Source organism: Ensifer sesbaniae, from assembly GCF_013283665.1.
Taxonomy (GTDB): Bacteria; Pseudomonadota; Alphaproteobacteria; order Rhizobiales; family Rhizobiaceae; genus Ensifer; species Ensifer sesbaniae.
Map to the genome: position 1 here is coordinate 184,863 of NZ_JABEKU010000002.1, position 15,184 is coordinate 200,046.

Below are 15,184 nucleotides of genomic sequence, written 5' to 3' on the forward strand. Positions count from 1 at the left end.
ACGCCGACGGCGATGCCGCCCCGGCGGGCAACCTGGTGATCTCGATCGTCGACGACGCGCCGATGCTCGGCCAGTTCATGGCGGCGGTCATCCCGAATGAAGTCGGCTCGGTGACCGGGACCTTCGCGCTCCAGCCCGGGGCGGACGGTATCGAGAAGTTCAATATCACGGGGCCCGCCATCAGCGGCATCTCCTATACAACGTCCATAGGTCCAGATGGCACCACAATCCTTCTTGGGAAGTCCGGCAGCACTTCTGTCTTCTCGCTAACCGTTGCTTCAGACGGAACATATCATTTTGACCTGATCGAGCCGAAAGCAGCAACAAATACAACCGTCCCATTGGCCGGCATGTCCGGAGGAAATGCTCAATTCAGGGAAACCTCTGGCGGGCTCGTCGAGTTTTCGACTACTGCGGGCCACACGGTTAACAGTTCGGGCACGGGATTCGGTGTAGACGATCAGCGCCTCGCGAAAAGCGAGCAGTTTACGATGGAATTCCACAGTGTGGGACAAGCCGGGGTGGACAATCTACCAACCGAGAATCCGAAATATGTCAGCAGCGTCTCGCTCGCATACGGCGACGTGAACCTGGGGAACAGTGCTACCGATAACTTCATACAGTATAAGTGGACGGCCACGAACACAGGTACCAACACGACCGCCTTTGGTTTCATCACCATCACAGACGGAATTGGGGGATCTCTGCTGGTGAACCCAGGATTTGACTTCAATGTTCTTACGATCGAGGGCGTTGATGGCGTCTCAGGTTCTGGAAAGGGCGCCAGGTTCACGGCAGCAGAGGTCGGCACAACAATTCTTCCCGCAGACCAGAATTATGACTTCCAAATTGTCGCGGTGGATCGCGACGGAGATTCCAGCGTCGCTCAAACCCTTCATGTCGATCAGGTGGCAGCCGGATCGGGGGGCTCCTATACTCTGACTGGCACGGCCGGCGACGACACCATTGCCGGAAGCACCAAGGCGGACACTATCAACGGTGCGGGCGGTTCGGACATTGCCGACTATACCGGCAGTACGTCGGCGGTGTTCATCAATCTCGATGACAATGGCAGCGCTTCGTTGGGTGCGACCGTTGGCAGCCAGCCGGAAGGGTCGATTGGCGGTGGTGATGCGGCTGGCGATACGCTGACGGGCATCGAAGGGCTGATCGGCGGTTCCGACGACGACTTCCTGCACGGCAACTCGGGCGCCAACTACCTTGCCGGCGGTATCGGTAACGACTCACTTTATGGCGAGGGTGGCGCTGATTCGCTCTACGGCGGCCTGGGCAATGATACGCTTTATGGTGGCGCCGGTTCCGACACCATGACCGGCGACGGAGGCGGTGATACCTTCGTGATCGATTCCGATTCGCTTAGCAACATCCATGACGTCATCGCCGACTACAATTTCGGCGAGGACGATTCCGTCGACCTGTCCGCGCTTCTGGGCAATCTGCCTTCGGGCACGAATCTCGACGGCAACTATGTCCAGGTCGTGCAGGATGGGCAGAACGCCAACCTGCAAGTGGACACGGACGGCAGCGCCGGCAATGCTCAGGGCTGGCACACGGTCGCCGTGCTGGAGAACTTCCAGGTGTCGACCGAGGTGGTGAAGGTCCTATTCAACGACGAGAATGGGGCGAAAACATCGCAAAACATTCCACACGATGTTCCATAACGCAACGTCGGTCTCGACAGCTCAGCGGTTCTCGGTAATCATCCGGGAACCGCATTTTCCAGGGGGAATCTTTTCATGATCAGAAGCATGCTGGTGGGGGCGATGGCCGCTCTTATGCCCGTTTCAGGTTTCGCGGCCGATCTCATCGTCGATTATGCGCCAGCCGCGAGGCAGTGCGCCGAAGCCAGCCAGTCCTCGCTCACCGTCGACCAGGACGTCGCGACATTGACCAAAGAGGTCGTTTCGCGCATGGACGAGGCGATCGCTGTCGCCGACGATCCGCACTGGATCTCGTCTACGCGGCCGGCTTTCGTCTGGGCGTCCGAGACCAAGGTTGCCTGCGGCAAGGCCTATGGTTACCTGCAGTCCAACTGGCGCGACGAGGACTACATCGCCAAGTGCGATTGCTTCTACACCAAGATGCGGAATTTCATGAATTGAGACCGGCGCTTTGATCGTCATGTCCCACCCTGTCGTTTCACCGACGAGGCGGGTGTCGCGCGGTCGGCGGTGGCTGGCCCTTGGCGCCCTCGTGCTCGGTACACTTGCGGGCTGCCAGGGCGCACCCACGCCCCAGGACGTCCTCGACGTGGAATCACCACAGGCGAGACACGCGCGGCGCGCGGCCGAACATGCCGTGAAACCACAAGAAACCTTCGGCAGCGGGGCGACACGCATCGCACTCATCACGGCCTTGATGGCGCCGTCAGGCGAAACGGTGCGCGAACGCGATATCCGGGACGGCGCGTCGCTCGCGATCGATGAGGTCGGCGGCGGCCAGCTCTCGTTGCTGGTCGAAAACACCGACGGTTCGCCACAGCAGATCCAGGAGGCGGCAAAGCGGCTTGCCGGCCAGAAGGTCGCGCTCGTCGCGCTGTCCGTCGCCGACGTGCCTGTCAGCACCGTGCGCCAGGGGCTAGGCTCTTCCCGCGCGCCGCTTTTGATCCTGCGCGGCAACGGCGCCGTGCGACCGGCGGGCACCTTCGCTTTCGTGTCCGACCGCATCGACAGTGCTGTCGAGGGGGCATCCTATGCGGTGGCGGCCGGCCGGAAGCGGCTCGTCGTGCTCTTGCCAAGCGATGTTTCCGCCGCCGAGCGACAAAGACTTGATCGCGGGCTTGCCGGATATGGCATCAAGCCGGCGCTCGTCGCAGTGACGGGCACCACGGCATTCACCGGCGACGCGGCCTCCAAGGCCAAGTTGAAAGATACTGATGGCGTGCTCCTGATCGGTTCGGGGGAGCCGGATGTCGGCGCGCTGTCGCAACTCAAGGCCAACGGCTATCTGAAACCCAACGCGATGGTCGTCGGCAGCTCCGGATGGGCGAATGCCGCTTACAAGCGCCCCGAACTTTCGGGAAGCCATCTCTGCCTGTTCGGCCCTGAGAACGGTTCGCGGATGACGTCGCGTTATCTCGATCGGTACGAGCGCGCCGCCGGCGCCGATGCGGCCTATGGCTTCGATGTGATCGCGCTTGCCGCCGGCCTCGTGCGCAGCCAGGGCGAGGACGCCATAACGCAGGAGAGCCTTCGCTCTCCAAACGGCTTCATCGGCGCGGCGGCAGCCTTTCGATTCGAGGGGAACGGCTCCGTTGAGCGAACCTGCGCGATCTATCAGGTCACCTCCGGGAGTGTGAAGCTGCTGGATCCAGCGCCACGTTCGTTCTGAAGCGCTAGCTAGCTAGCACTGGCCAAAGCTCTGCTCATCGGCTGTCGGGACGGTGGCGCCCGAAGACACGTGCGTCTAGCTGAGGGCGGTGCGACGGTTGCGGGCAACCCGGGACAACCCTTAGTCGCTCCACGGTCATCCCGGACTGCGATGAGTATTGATCGTTGCCGATGCCGTAGCGTTGGCCTGCTTTGCAGCGCCCTGATCCTTACCGGTGTTGCTGCCGTCCAGCGGACGACCCCATGGGACATCCGCCGAAGCTCGCGCTTTCGCGCTGGTTCGGCGGATGTCCGTGTCGGCAAGGAATAGGGCTCGCCGACGTGGAGCAACGATCGGCCCCATATCTAAGACAATCACCCTTCGCGTTCGCCGGTAAAATTCAGCAGTAGTTGGAAGATGTTGACGAAGTTCAGATAGAGCGACAGGGCACCGAAAACCGCGAGCTTCTGCTGCGATTCCTGGTCGAAATTGTCGGCATACTGTTCCTTGATGTTCTGCGTATCCCAGGCGGTCAGGCCGACGAAGACGACGATACCGATCACCGAAACGGCAAACTGAAGAGCGCTCGAGCCGAGGAAGATGTTGACGATCGAGGCGATAATCACGCCAATCAGGCCCATGATCAGGAACGAACCGAACTTCGCCAGGTCACGTTTCGTCACATAGCCGTAGAGGCTCGTCGCACCGAACATGGTGGCGGCGATGAAGAACGTGCGGGCGATGCTGGCTCCGGTGAAGACGAGGAAAACAGAGGCGAGCGACAGCCCCATGACGGCGCAGAAAGCCCAGAAGATCATCTGCGCTGACGACGCCGACATCGAATGCATCTTGAAGGAAAAGAAGAAGACGAAGGCCAGCGGAGCCAGCATCACCACCCACTTCAGCGGGGTCGAGAAGATCGGCACATAGAGCGCGGGCGTGGTCCCGACGATGAAGGCCACAAGGCCCGTTACGACGAGGCCGAGCCCCATATAGTTGTAGACGCGCAGCATATGCTGGCGAAGGCCCTCGTCGAGGGCAGCGGCAGAAGCCTGGCTCATGCCGCCGAAGCGGTTCTGGTTCGAATACATCTAGGTTTCCTCAGTTCAGTAAAGTGAGTTTTTGAGTAGCTCGGCCTCATCGCTGAGGCCGATTCCCGGCGCACTTGAGACGACGGCATAGGCGACCTCGCCGACCTGCCACCACGCAGCCTCGGCATTGGAGAGATTGAGGTCCTTCACAGGCTCGACCGCGAAGTGCCCCGGCCTGCCGGCAAAGAGTGATATGACTGCGCCAGCATCGGTCTTGACGCTCGTCTCGACACTAGGCCCGAAATCCGAGGGGAAGACCTGCACATCGATGACGTTCCAATCCTTCGGAAGCTCCGGCATGACGATGGCGGTCGCCGCACGAATGTCGTCCGGGTCGTAGGTCTGCGCTTCCGGCTGTGACGGCATTCCCGCTCTGACGAGCGAGGTCTGATGGGCGCGGATCGCATGCTCCACGAAAGCAGGCGGATGGGCCGAGGCATTGACTTCGCTCGGGCCGACGGACGAATGGGCAATCCACCCCACCGAAACCATGAAGCCGACTGCGGCGACCTTTTGCATGGCGTTCCACACGCGCGCATTCGTCAGTCCCGACGAAAGGCGGCGGGCGGCCTCGCGCGTCTCGGGACGTGGGGTAACGGCATCCGACGTCATCGCCAACTTGAGCGTGGTTCGCATGCCGAGGTCGGCCATAACACGCGCCGCCGCATCAGGATTCCTCGCAAGCCAGGTCTCAACCCGCAGCCGCCCCGCCGCATCGAGCTGGTTGTCCACATAGGCATCGAGATCGGTATCGATAATCATGTCGACGTCAGTCATGATCGCCTCCGACAAGCCTCAGGTGGTTGGGCCATTTCGTTCCACTCTCGAAATCTCGCAGACTCGCTCTTGCGCGCGAGACGCGCGACATCAGAGTTCCGACGGGAATGGCGAGTATGTCGGCCGCCTCTTGATAGGAGAGGTCCTCGACAGCAACGAGATGCAGCGCTTCGCGCTGCTCTTCGGGAAGCATCATGAACGCTTCGCGGACCTGAGCCAGCCGTACGCTGTGTTCCTGGTGGGCCGGGTAGGATAATGCCGCTTCCTGCGCCGTCTGGTCGTCACGCTGGCCGCGAGAGATCGCGGATCGCACGCGGTCGATATGCGTGTTGCGAACGATGGCGAAAAGCCAGTTTCTAAGGCTCGCCCCAGAGCGGAACGTCGAGCGTCGCTCATAGGCTCTCACCAGCGCATCGTGAACGAGATCCTCCGCGTCCGGCGAATTTCGCGCAAGCGAGCGCGCATAGCGCCTCAGCGCAGCCAACTGGCCAATAACGTCAAAGGCGCCCTTTTTCGAATCCATACCCGCATATACGGAGCGACGGCGTCTTCTCATCCATTGCGTTCAAAAAAATCTGAAAAAATCTGAGCGGCGCCTTCAGGACTTGGCTCCGCGCACGCTGGCAGCTAACGGGTTGGGCCTGCCCACACGCCTTGGCCGCGTCGGGCTTTTTCGTGCCCACGTGTCCCGCATGCAGTATCGGATCATCGTGCAGAGGCGCGATGATCCGATACTATTCTCGTCCTGTCGGAGCCCGGTCGGGCTATTGCCGGGCCTCATCTATGCAGGCTGTTGCGTCTGCCGGCTTACTTTGCTGACGAAATCGGCGATCAGCACGATGGTCAGGGCCTCGACGACGGTGACCAGCCACAGACCGTCGGTCATGACGCCTGTCTTGTCCTTCAGGTAGCCCATGAGATAGGGGCGCCAAAGCCGGCGAGGTTCGCGACAGAGTTGATCAGCGCGATGCCGACCGCTGCAGCCGAGGCCGCCAGGCAATCGTTCGGCATCTGCTAGAAGCCGGGATTGCGGACATGGTGCCGACGATCGCCAGCCCCAGAGCAGCGAGCGACAGGGCAGGGCTAACCGGAAGGGCGAAGCCCAGGACCATGAGGCCGGTGGCACCTGCAAGTGCCGCAAAGGCGCAGTGGTAGCGCACCTCAGATTATGCCAGCAGCACCGCCGAGATAGATGCTCCTATTTCACGACCGCACCGTATCCTGCAGTCGGACCTGATCTTCTCGACCAGCCGTCATTTCGCCAGCTAATTTGCGGGTTTACTGCCGCTCGTCGTCCGCCAGCCGCCGATCGAGTTCCCGCAGATGGTCTTCCACATGCTATGGCACGACCGCTCGCAATCATTTGCCGATGCATCGGTGGCTGCGTGAAATCATCATGCAGGCGCGCACAGGATCGCGACCTGGATTTCCGGACCAGGTGCCCGCTCGCCGATTAGCCTGGCACTCGCACCCAATTCCATCATCGCCGTGTCGGCGGTGGCCCAACAGAGTTGCGGACCACCAGGTCGGGCCTCAGCAGGATCTCCGTTTCGGAAGGAGTACGGTCCGAGAGCATTTCGAGAAGCAGTGCCATCGCGTGCTTGCCGATGGCCGTGCGTGGCTGGCGAATCGTGGTCAGGGAAGGGGTCATGAAACTGGCTTGTGGGACGTCATCGAAGCCTGTGACCGAAAAGTGATCCGGTATGTCGTAGCCGCGCGCCTTGAGTCCGAGTGCGACACCGAGGGCAGTCTGATCGTTGACGCACATGAAAGCGGTCGGAAGGTCGTCGCGCATGAAGAGCTGTTCCAGTGCCAGCCTGCCACTTTCCACGGTTCCGTCGCCTTCGAGGATAAGGCGGCGGTTCGTTGGGATGCCGGCCGCAGCGAGCCCGGCCTCGTACCCTGACCGACGACGGCTATAGGCCAGGCGCGTATGGGAGTCTCCGATGAATGCGATCCGTCGATGCCCCTCGGAAATGAGAAGGTCAACGGCCTTGCGCGCGCCTTCGATATCGTCGACGCCGACATAGGGAATGCCTCCGTTAAAGACGGGCTCGAAAACGCCGACGGTCGGCGGCAGGCGCGGCGTCACCTCCTGGTGGCCGAAAGGAAGAATGCCCGTAAAGAGGATCAGGCCGGCTGCCTGGTTCGAATTGAAGAACTTCAGATACTCCAATCCACGTTGCGCATCATTCTGGGTATGCCCGATCAGCACGCCGTAGCCATGGGCGCGTGCTTCGTTTTCGAGGCCAACGAGAATGCTGGAGAAATTCGGGTCGCCGATATCGGGCGCCACCACCAATATCATGTTCGACCGGCCGAGCCTCAGGCTGCGCGCCATCGCGTTGGTAGTGTAGCCCGTCAGAGCGATGGCCTGATTGACCTTCAGCCGCGTGGACTTGGCAACCTTCTCCGGCATGTGAATGGCCCGCGATACCGTCGCGATCGACACTTCGGCGATCCGTGCGACGTCTTCGATGGTTGCGGGGGTGGAATCGGACACTCGGCTGGCCTCGGGCTTTGTTGCGAGACACTACACAGACTTGCCTGGCGGTCAAACGCGCAAGCCGAAAAAATTGTCGAACAAGCATGATGTAAACCTTTACACTAGCCGATGTAAAGGTTTACATCATAGCAAATGGCGGTGGAGGCCGCAGGGGAGGGGAATATGACCACGGAGGTTGTCGACGGGGCGCCCGTCGTGCTGTCTGCGCGCCGCATCAGCAAATCCTTCAGCGGCGTGCAGGTGCTTTTCAGCGTCGATTTCGAGCTACGCCAGGGCGAAATCCACGCGCTGATGGGCGAGAACGGCGCCGGCAAATCCACACTCGTCAAGATATTGTCCGGCTTCGAGCAGCCGACTTCGGGCGAGATCCTGCTCGACGGCAAGTCAGTGAAACTTCCGGCAAACGGCGCGGCCGAAGCACTCGGCATCGTCATCATCCATCAGGAATTCAATCTTGCCGAACATCTGACCGTCACCGAGAGCCTGTTTCTCGGCCGCGAGGTGACAAGGTTCGGCGTGCTCGACCGCAAGTTCATGCGCGCGGAAACACGCCGCGTTCTCGATCTCCTCGGTTCTCATGTCGACGAGAATGCGATGGTCGGGTCGCTGTCGATCGCCGAAAAACAGATGGTTGAGATTGCCAAGGCCATCAGCCGTGACGCGCGTGTCGTCTTCATGGATGAGCCGACCGCCGTGCTTTCTCGCGAGGAGACGAACTTCCTGTTCCGGCTGGTGCGCAAGCTGCGCGACAAGGGAACGAGCTTCGTCTTCGTGTCGCACAAGCTCGACGAGGTCATGGAACTCACCGATCGGGTGACAGTGCTGCGCGATGGCCAATGGATCAAGACGTCGCCGACCTCCATCCTCGATGGCGAGGCGATCGCGCAGTTGATGGTCGGCCGGGAACTGTCGAGCCTCTATCCCGCCAAAACCGAACCGGACATCGACGAGGAGGTCGTGCTGCGGGTCAACGGGCTTTCGACCGGATATGTCCGCGACGCGAGCTTCGAGGTCCGCCGCGGCGAAATCCTCGGCTTTTCCGGCATGATCGGCTCGGGGCGGACGGAATTGATGGAGGCGATCGTCGGATTGCGTCCCCGCCTAGCCGGCGAGGTATTCGTTCGTGGCCAGCCAGTTTCATCCGGCGACGTGCATGCGGTCAACAATGCCGGTCTCGCCTACATGACCAAGGACCGGAAGGCGAAAGGCCTGTTGCTCGATGCCGGCATGATGGCGAACCTGACGCTGCAATCGCTCGCCCGGCACACCCGGCTCGGCTATCTCGATCCCGGAAGCGAAGAAGCGGCGCTCGTCAAGGCGCGCCGCCGTTTCGACATCCGCGTCCGGGATGACAGCGTCATTGCCGGGCGCATGTCGGGCGGCAATCAGCAGAAGCTGCTGCTTGCCAAGGTCATGGAGACCGATCCTGACATCATCATAATCGACGAGCCGACACGCGGCATCGACGTCGGCACCAAGCAGCAGATCTATCACTTCATCTCGGCGCTGGCCCGCGACGGTCGCTCGATCATCGTCGTTTCGTCGGAGATGCCCGAGGTCATCGGCCTCTGCAGTCGCGTGGTCGTCATGCGCGAGGGCCACATCGCCGGCATCCTCGAGGGCGACGAGATCTCCGAGCAGGAGATCATGCGCTACGCCGCAGGCTTGAAGAAGAAAACGGCGGCCTGACGCCGCGGCAGCGCATGCTACGCAGATGCTGAGAACAATAAGATTCCCGAAGATGGGACGGAGGTTCAATTGGATATGAGCGTAAACGAGGAAGGCAGTCAGGGCGTAATTCGCCGCCGCAGCTGGCGTGACATCGATCTCAGGGCTGTGGCGCCGTTCGTCGCGCTGGCGCTGCTCCTGTTGGTGGGGGCGCTGGTCAATCCCAATTTCATCAGCATCAACAACCTCGCCAACGTCGCCACCCGTAGCGCCTTCATCGCCATCATCGCGGTCGGCGCCACCTTCGTGATTTCGTCGGGCGATCTCGACCTGTCGGTCGGGGCGATGGTCGCCTTCATCGCCAGCCTGATGATCCTCTTCATGAACTCCGGCGTGATTGCCGATCCGGCGCTCATGCTTCTCGCCGCGGTCCTGTTCACCATCGTCTCCGGCGCGCTCTGTGGCCTCACCAACGGTCTGATCACCACAGTCGGCAAGATCGAGCCCTTCATCGCGACGCTCGGCACCATGGGCATCTATCGGGGACTGACGACCTGGCTGTCGCAAGGCGGCGCGATCACCCTCAAGGAACCGGAACTTCAGGAGATATATCGTCCCGCCTATTTCGGCACCATTTTCGGCGTTCCCGTTCCCATCGTCGTCATCCTCGCGGTGACTGCCGTAGCGGCCTTCATCCTTTACCGCACGCGCTATGGCCGGCACGTCGTCGCCGTCGGTTCCAATCGTGACGTTGCGCGCTACTCAGGCATTTCCGTCAACCGCGTCCGCACCGTCGCCTTCGTGATCCAGGGCCTGTGCGTGGCGGCCGCCGTCCTCCTCTATGTGCCGCGTCTCGGCTCGACGTCGGCGACGACCGGTATTCTTTGGGAGTTGCAGGCGATCACCGCCGTCGTGGTCGGCGGCACGGCGCTCAAAGGCGGCGCCGGTCGCGTCTGGGGCACGATCTGTGGCGCGTTCATTCTCGAGCTGGTCGGCAACATCATGCTGCTTTCCAACTTCATCAGCGAATACCTGATCGGCGCCATCCAGGGCGCGATCATCATCATTGCGATGCTCGTCCAGCGCTCGCTGGTGCGGAAATCGTGAGACGGCCGGGTCCCCAGGTCTCCCGGCCTAGAACAGGCTGACCTGACATTTGGGAGGAACTTAATGCGTAATAAGCTATTCGGCCTGACCCTCGCGGCTATGACAGCACTTGCTGGCGTGTCGCACGCGCAGGAGGAAAAGAAGGTCACGATCGGTGTCTCGATCCCGGCAGCCGATCATGGCTGGACGGCCGGCGTGGTCTTCCATGCCGAGCGGGTCGCCAAGATCCTGATGGAGCGCAATCCGGGACTCAACGTCATCGTGAAGACCTCGCCCGATCCGGCAAGCCAGGCCAACGCCGTGCAGGACCTCGAGACACAGGGCATCGACGCTCTTGTGATCCTGCCGACCGATCCGGATCCGCTCGTCAATGCCATCAAGGAAGTGAAGGGCAAGGGGACCTTCGTCGCGCTCGTCGACCGTGCGCCGAGTGTCAACGACAACTCCGTGCGCGATCTCTATGTCGCGGGCAACAACCCGGCACTTGGCCAGGTCGCTGGCGAATACATCAAGGCAACGACACCGGATGCTGAAGTCGTCGTCATTCGCGGCCTGCCGATCCCGATCGACCAGCAGCGCCAGGATGGCTTCGACAAGGGCATCGACGGGTCGGACGTCAAGGTTCTCGACCGACAGTACGGCAACTGGAACCGCGACGATGCCTTCAAGGTCATGCAGGACTATCTGACCAAGTACCCGAAGATCGACGTCGTCTGGTGCCAGGACGACGACATGGCCGTCGGCGTGCTGCAGGCCATCGAACAGGCAAAGCGCACCGACATCCAGTATGTCGTCGCCGGCGCCGGCTCGAAGGAGATGATCAAGAAGGTCATGGACGGCGACAAGATGATCCCGGTCGACGTGCTCTATCCGCCGGCGATGGTCGGTACGGCGCTCGAGATGACCGTTGCCAACTTCTACGGCCAGGTGCCGGTGCGTGGCGTCTACACGATCGACGCGACGCTGGTGACCAAGGACAATGCAAAGGACTTCTACTTCCCGGATTCGCCATTCTGATCCGGAGCCGAAGCAATGGGCGGCCCGCAATTGGCGCGGGCTGCCACCAATATGCATCGACATCCATTTGCGCATGAGCGCAACAGGCCATCTGCGCTACCTGGGCCGGCCCGTCGGGAAACCGAAATACGGTCGTCTTGGACCCCGGGGGCTCGGGAGACGCCTTCCAACGCCAGAGTCCACACGATACGGTAAACGGCGGCCGGGATGCCTATCCCGCGCCGATGGGACCGGCGCGGGCGTTCTGTATCGCACCCCCGCCGCCCTTCCCTTTATAGAACTCAGCCATATTTACACCTTCACTGCCTGAAGGCGGTTCCTTCAAGGGGCGTTGGGCATGTCCATCACAATCAGCATCCTGATCACGGTCTTTGTCGTCGCCTTGATGCTGTACCTCGTGCAAAAACTTCCGATTGACTCGACGATGAAGCAGATGGCTCAGATCGTTGTTATAATCGTCGGTATCGTCTCGTTGCTCAGCTCGCTAAACGCATTTTGACTAGGCTTGCCACTACTCGACCCAGCCGCCGCCGCCGGCCGGGAGTGCTCTCAGCCCGCTTTTCCCGCCTCCATCCGCGTCATCGCCACTCCTGCCTTGAGTTTGTCTGCGCAGCGGTTTATCGGCTGCGCTGCTCGATTATCCCATTGTTCAAGCGAATCCCTCGTCGCGGAAGCAGGATCCTGGGTGTCTACGTCGGATGCTTCGATGATGATGGCATCCATGAGGTCCGCATCTGAAATACGTCGATCGTCTGCTGGAACTCGACCGACATGGCCGCCGACGTTGGCATCTCCGATCGGCCGGCGAATCCGTCCCGGACGACCTGCCGGTCGATACCTCGCCGGTCGGGTGGGTGGGAGCATATTGCATGTTGCCTAACTACACCAAGAAAGATCCAGCACCTACGTCTGCCTAGGATCTCAGTTTACGGCGGAGCCTTTTCCTGCTTCTGCTTTCCCACCTCCGCGCCTTGATTGGGGTCCAATCGGGTGTATTCAAGATGTTCCCACGAATTCATATTCGCAAATTCTTGTATTAATAAAATAATAATGTTTGTTGTTAAGTATAATTTCTATTATAGTTATTTGAAATCATGAGGATCTTTCGCAGATTTTCGACTTATATTCTTCACAATTTTCCTTGTATAAATAATATTTCTTGGCACTCCTATCAATTGAGCGCCAAAGGTGTTATGTAGGGATTGCAGTCGTCCTACGCGCGGGCCGTGGAAGGATTTCTATGAAGTCGCGCCCAATCCATGACCGCGTCTTCATCCGGCGTGCGGACGGCGATCTCAAATCCAACCGCGGGATCATCATTTCCGACATTGCCAAGGAAAAGTCACGGGGAGGCGAAGTGATCGCCGTTGGTTCAGGCACGCGTGATGAGGGCGGCAAGCTGAAACCGCTCGACCTTAAGGCCGGTGATACGATTCTGTTCGGCAATGGTCCGGCCCCGAGTGAAGATCGACGGCCAGGAACTGATCATGAACGAGGCCGACCTCATGGGCATCGTCGAAAAGACCGTCGCGACCAAGAAAGTTGCCTGACGGCCGATTTCCGACCCCGCAATCTCAAGACCGAACTGGACGAACGTCATGTCTGCCAAGGAAATCAAATTCGCCACTGATGCGCGTGATCGCATGCTGCGCGGTGTCGAGCTGCTCAACAACGCCGTCAAGGTGACGCTGGGTCCCAAGGGCCGCAATGTGGTCATCGACAAGGTCTATGGCGCGCCGCGCATAACCAAGGACGGCGTCGCCGTTGCCAAGGAAATCGAGCTGGCCGACAAGTTCGAGAACATGGGCGCGCAGATGGTGCGCGAGGTGGCCTCTAAGACCAACGACCTCGCCGGTGATGGCACCACGACGGCGACTGTGCTCGCTGCCTCCCTCCTGCGCGAAGGCGCCAAGCTCGTCGCCGCCGGCATGAACCCGATGGATCTCAAGCGTGGCATCGACCTTGGTGTCGCTGCTGTCGTCAAGGAAATCCAGGCGCGCGCCAAGAAGGTCGAGTCCGCGGGCGAGATTGCCCAAGTCGGCACCATCGCCGCCAATGGCGACGCGACGGTCGGCGAGATGATCGCCAAGGCGATGGACAAGGTCGGCAATGAAGGCGCCATCACCGTCGAGGAAGCCAAGACGGCCGAGACCGAACTCGACGTTGTCGAGGGCATGCAATTCGACCGCGGCTATCTCTCGCCCTATTTCGTCACCGATACCGAGAAGATGCGCGTGGATCTGGAGGACCCCTACATCCTCATCCACGACAAGAAGCTTGGCAATTTGCAAGCGATGTTGCCGATACTAGAGGCGGTCGTGCAGAGCGGCAAACCGTTGCTGATCCTCTCCGAGGATGTTGAGGGCGAAGTTCTGGCGACGCTGGTCGTAAACAAGTTGCGCGGTGGCCTGAAGGTCGCGGCTGTCAAGGCGCCGGGCTTCGGCGACCGCCGCAGGGCAATACTGGAAGACATTGCCGTCCTCACGGCCGGCCAGATGCTCTCCGAGGATCTCGGCATCAAGCTCGAGAACGTCACGCTCGACATGCTCGGTTGCTCCAAGCGCGTGCTGATCGAGAAGGACACCACCACGATCATCGACGGCTCTGGCGATAAAGCGACCATCCAGGCGCGCATCCAGCAAATCAAGGCACAGATCGAGGAGACGACCTCCGATTATGACAAGGAAAAACTGCAGGAACGGCTGGCGAAACTCGCCGGCGGCGTCGCGGTAATCCGCGTTGGCGGCGCGACCGAAATCGAGGTCAAGGAAAAGAAGGACCGCGTCGACGATGCGCTGAACGCCACGCGTGCCGCGGCTGAGGAAGGCATTGTTCCTGGCGGTGGTGTTGCCCTGTTGCGCGCCAGGTCGGTCCTGGTCGGACTGACCGGAGCGAATGCGGACGTCACGGCCGGCATCTCGATTGTGCTCAGGGCGCTTGAAACCCCGATCCGGCAGATCGCTGGGAACGCCGGTGTCGAAGGCTCGATCGTCGTGGGAAAACTTACCGACAGCAGGGATTACAACCAGGGCTTTGACGCGCAGACGGAGACCTATGTCGATATGATCAAAGCCGGCATCGTCGACCCGGCGAAGGTCGTGCGCACCGCTTTGCAGGACGCCGGATCAATCGCGGCACTTCTGATCACTGCCGAAGCGATGATCGCCGACATTCCCTCAAGCATGGGCGGGAGGGGATATTGAGAACAGTGCCTGAACGACGTTGGTGCACGGATGACCTGGTAAACCGATTTGAGGCCCACATATGCGAAACGCTATTGGCTGGGCCAGCCAATTGGCCTCGCGTGGCCTCGCGGCGTCAGAGGCCGCCCATTCACCAAAAACGATGACGAGGGTCATGAGCGGGTGACGCAGAACGGGCACGAACAGGTGCCTATGTCGTCCGCCGATGAAGGCGCCGCGCTCAAAGGACGTTCGGCAACCAGATCAAGCCCGCCGCGAACGGCAGCGCCTCGCTCGACAAGAGCGAGAACTGACAGTTACGAACCCCTCAGTCCAACGGAAAGGATGGCGACGAAGATCGTGATTGCGTTCCGCCATGTTCGGGATGCGGACGACGCGCATGCGATCGTCGGCCCGCGAAAACCGTGGAAACTGCCGATCTCGATTAGGCGATAGAGATTGCGCGGGAGCTCTTCCGGACGCTCGACATGCCGCAGCGTCCGGAC

At 60.7% G+C, this 15,184-nt stretch carries 15 protein-coding genes; 9 read left to right on the forward strand and 6 right to left on the reverse strand.

All coding sequences use genetic code 11. From position 1 onward, the window contains the following. From BHMPCIPO_RS33475 to BHMPCIPO_RS18625, 3 genes are all read left to right on the forward strand, one after another. A partial coding sequence (locus BHMPCIPO_RS33475) for a type I secretion C-terminal target domain-containing protein (protein ID WP_173518334.1) occupies positions 1-1,682 on the forward strand: 1,682 nt, incomplete at its 5' end. A gap of 75 nt (positions 1,683-1,757) precedes the next feature. Beyond that, a complete protein-coding gene (locus BHMPCIPO_RS18620; RefSeq protein ID WP_173518335.1) occupies positions 1,758-2,123 on the forward strand; it encodes a hypothetical protein in 366 nt (121 codons plus the stop codon). Between the two features lie 196 nt (positions 2,124-2,319). Continuing rightward, on the forward strand, positions 2,320-3,351 hold the full coding sequence (locus BHMPCIPO_RS18625; protein ID WP_173518336.1) for an ABC transporter substrate-binding protein: 1,032 nt from the start codon (positions 2,320-2,322) through the stop codon (positions 3,349-3,351). Between the two features lie 353 nt (positions 3,352-3,704). On the opposite strand, the gene BHMPCIPO_RS18630 is transcribed toward BHMPCIPO_RS18625, so the two are convergent. From BHMPCIPO_RS18630 to BHMPCIPO_RS18645, 5 genes are all read right to left on the reverse strand, one after another. Continuing rightward, positions 3,705-4,421, reverse strand: a complete 717-nt coding sequence (locus BHMPCIPO_RS18630; protein WP_173518337.1) for a Bax inhibitor-1/YccA family protein — start codon at positions 4,419-4,421, stop codon at positions 3,705-3,707. A 15-nt stretch (positions 4,422-4,436) separates the two neighbouring features. Beyond that, entirely contained in the window at positions 4,437-5,198 is a 762-nt protein-coding gene (locus tag BHMPCIPO_RS18635) for an anti-sigma factor family protein (RefSeq protein ID WP_173518338.1), read from the reverse strand. Then, positions 5,191-5,721, reverse strand: coding sequence for a sigma-70 family RNA polymerase sigma factor (locus BHMPCIPO_RS18640; RefSeq protein ID WP_173518339.1), 531 nt, complete (start codon positions 5,719-5,721; stop codon positions 5,191-5,193). Before BHMPCIPO_RS18640 ends, BHMPCIPO_RS18635 begins: the two co-directional genes overlap by 8 nt. Positions 5,722-5,979: 258 nt before the next feature. Continuing rightward, on the reverse strand, positions 5,980-6,114 hold the full coding sequence (locus tag BHMPCIPO_RS33480; protein WP_282439074.1) for a hypothetical protein: 135 nt from the start codon (positions 6,112-6,114) through the stop codon (positions 5,980-5,982). A 564-nt stretch (positions 6,115-6,678) separates the two neighbouring features. Beyond that, a complete protein-coding gene (locus tag BHMPCIPO_RS18645) occupies positions 6,679-7,701 on the reverse strand; it encodes a LacI family DNA-binding transcriptional regulator (protein WP_173518340.1) in 1,023 nt (340 codons plus the stop codon). A 165-nt stretch (positions 7,702-7,866) separates the two neighbouring features. On the opposite strand from BHMPCIPO_RS18645, the gene BHMPCIPO_RS18650 reads away from it, so the two are divergent. The 4 genes from BHMPCIPO_RS18650 (at position 7,867) to BHMPCIPO_RS18665 (ending at position 11,995) form a co-directional block, all read left to right on the forward strand. Then, entirely contained in the window at positions 7,867-9,393 is a 1,527-nt protein-coding gene (locus BHMPCIPO_RS18650; RefSeq protein WP_173518341.1) for a sugar ABC transporter ATP-binding protein, read from the forward strand. Between the two features lie 75 nt (positions 9,394-9,468). Then, positions 9,469-10,479 carry an ABC transporter permease gene (locus BHMPCIPO_RS18655; protein ID WP_173518342.1) on the forward strand — a complete coding sequence of 337 codons (1,011 nt, stop codon included), beginning with the start codon at positions 9,469-9,471 and terminating at the stop codon, positions 10,477-10,479. A 63-nt stretch (positions 10,480-10,542) separates the two neighbouring features. Further along, positions 10,543-11,496 (forward strand): substrate-binding domain-containing protein, encoded by a 954-nt coding sequence (locus tag BHMPCIPO_RS18660; protein WP_173518343.1) that lies wholly within the window; start codon positions 10,543-10,545, stop codon positions 11,494-11,496. Between the two features lie 337 nt (positions 11,497-11,833). Continuing rightward, positions 11,834-11,995 (forward strand): Thivi_2564 family membrane protein, encoded by a 162-nt coding sequence (locus BHMPCIPO_RS18665; protein WP_173518344.1) that lies wholly within the window; start codon positions 11,834-11,836, stop codon positions 11,993-11,995. A 50-nt stretch (positions 11,996-12,045) separates the two neighbouring features. Here BHMPCIPO_RS18665 and BHMPCIPO_RS18670 read toward each other — a convergent pair whose 3' ends face one another. Then, a complete protein-coding gene (locus BHMPCIPO_RS18670) occupies positions 12,046-12,219 on the reverse strand; it encodes a hypothetical protein (protein ID WP_173518345.1) in 174 nt (57 codons plus the stop codon). A 517-nt stretch (positions 12,220-12,736) separates the two neighbouring features. On the opposite strand from BHMPCIPO_RS18670, the gene BHMPCIPO_RS18675 reads away from it, so the two are divergent. After that, on the forward strand, positions 12,737-13,126 hold the full coding sequence (locus BHMPCIPO_RS18675) for a co-chaperone GroES (protein ID WP_376741670.1): 390 nt from the start codon (positions 12,737-12,739) through the stop codon (positions 13,124-13,126). Next, positions 13,095-14,699 (forward strand): chaperonin GroEL, encoded by a 1,605-nt coding sequence (groL, locus tag BHMPCIPO_RS18680; RefSeq protein WP_173518346.1) that lies wholly within the window; start codon positions 13,095-13,097, stop codon positions 14,697-14,699. The genes BHMPCIPO_RS18675 and groL overlap by 32 nt, the downstream gene beginning before the upstream one ends. The last annotated feature ends 485 nt before the right edge of the window (positions 14,700-15,184 follow it).